The sequence below is a fragment of the Neisseria sp. P0022.S010 genome (genome assembly GCF_051956635.1).
Map to the genome: position 1 here is coordinate 1 of NZ_JBQCXF010000565.1, position 1,877 is coordinate 1,877.

Sequence of the window (1,877 nt, forward strand, 5' to 3'; positions counted from 1 at the left end):
CGTCTGGCAAACGCGCGGCCATGCGGCTCAATCGCATATCGAGCTAAACGAACGCAAAGCGCCATGGAGTGCAGCCAAATTGCCAAGCGAACTCAACAAAGCACGCAGCAACCGCAATGGTCTTCGCTCAACACACACCAGCCCGAAGCCAGCCGTAACGAACGCGCAGCCTATGTCGGTTCTTTAAGCGAAAAATTAAAAGTTTAAAATCGCTGTTGAACAAAAAGGCCGTCTGAAACCCAAATGTTTCAGACGGCCTTTTAATCTTAGCAGGCAAATACTTATTCGGCAGCTTTGGTTTCGCGTTTCAAACCGCCGCCAAGTGCTTTATACAAGTCGGCAAGGTTTTCCAGACGGGTCAGCTGATTGGCCAAAAGAGCAGTTTCTGCGCTGTAACTGCTGCGCTCGGCATCCAGCAAATCCAATGCACTGGATACGCCATGTTTGTAGCGCAGGCTGATGAGGCGCAGGCTGTCGTTGTAGGCACGGCTTTGTTTACTCAACGCTTCATAGCTTTTATCCAGCTGTTCGCGCGCAACCAAAGCATTGGAAACGTCTTTAAATGCGGATTGAACAGCGGCTTCATAAGCAACGATTTGTGCCTGTTGGCGCAGTTTGGCTACGTCAAGATTGGCTTTGTTGGTACCCCAGTCAAAGATAGGCAGCGTGATGGACGGTGCAAACGCCCAAACACCCGTGCCGCTCTTAAACAGGCCACTCAACTCGCCGGAAGCTGTACCGACAGAACCGGTCAGGCTGATGCGTGGGAAAAACGCCGCACGTGCCGCACCGATGTTGGCATTGGCTTGTTTGAGCGCGTGTTCAGCCGCACGGATATCCGGACGGTTGAGCAACACGTCCGAACTCAAACCGGCAGGCAGCTTGGTCATTTTGAACTGCTTGCTCAAAGGCAGACCGGCAGGCAAGTCTTCAGGCAAAGGTTGATTAATCAACATAGCCAAAGAATTGCGCGCTTGCTCGCGGTTTTTCACTGCAGATGCGTAATCGGCTTTGGCTGATTCGATCAGGGCTTCCTGTTGGCGCAAATCAACGGCGGAAATCACGCCGGCCTTATGGCGTAATTGCGAGAGCTTGTAAGTCGCTTCACGGGTTTGTAATACGCGTTGTGCCAATGCCATGGTTTCTTCGGCGTAGCGTTCGTTGAAGTAGGCTTTGGCAACGGTAGAAATCAGGGTCAGATGGGCGGCATCGCGGTTGGCAGCCACATTGAAATAACCTTGCAACGCGGCTTCACTGGTACTGCGGACACGGCCGAAGAGGTCAAGCTCATAAGAGGCTGCGCCCAAACCCACGCTGTATTGGCTGCTAACGCTGCCGCCACTCAAACTGCCTTGACGCGAACCCGTACCGCTGGCATTGACGGTTGGCAACAAATTATTACGCGCAATCATATATTGCTTGCGGTAGATTTCCGCATTCAGCGCGGCTGTACGCAAATCGGTATTGCGTTCCAATGCGATGTCGATTAGACGGTGAAGGCGCGGATCGGCAAAGTAATCTTGCCAACCCAATTCAGCGGCACGGATACCGTCGTCAACAGTATCGTATTTAAACGTATCGGCCACGGCAACTTGAGGCTGCTCATATTTCGGCATCATGGTACAGGCCGACAAAGCCACAGCGGCGGCAACGGCGGTCAGTACAGGTTTGAATGTAATCTTCTTCATTTTAGAATCCTTTAGCATTTTGAGGCCGTCTGAAAAGTTTTCAGACGGCCTTTGCTTTAATACTTGTCTGAATCGTGTTTACCGTCTTCAATCATGCCGGCTTCAGCGGCGTGTTTGGCGGCCATCTCATGCTCGTGTGCGGTTTCTTTAAAGAATTTGCGCACAACCACATAGAACAAAGGCACAAGG

1 protein-coding gene and 1 pseudogene are annotated in these 1,877 nt (G+C 51.8%); one reads left to right on the forward strand and one right to left on the reverse strand.

The window, feature by feature from the left end; genetic code table 11:
• Positions 1–207, forward strand: a pseudogene (locus tag ACTHUT_RS19435) (DUF3482 domain-containing protein); the annotation flags it as partial.
• 74 nt (positions 208–281) lie between these two features.
• Here the strand turns inward: ACTHUT_RS19435 and ACTHUT_RS19440 are convergent.
• Positions 282–1,688 (reverse strand): efflux transporter outer membrane subunit, encoded by a 1,407-nt coding sequence (locus ACTHUT_RS19440; protein ID WP_156102732.1) that lies wholly within the window; start codon positions 1,686–1,688, stop codon positions 282–284.
• Positions 1,689–1,877 lie beyond the last annotated feature (189 nt).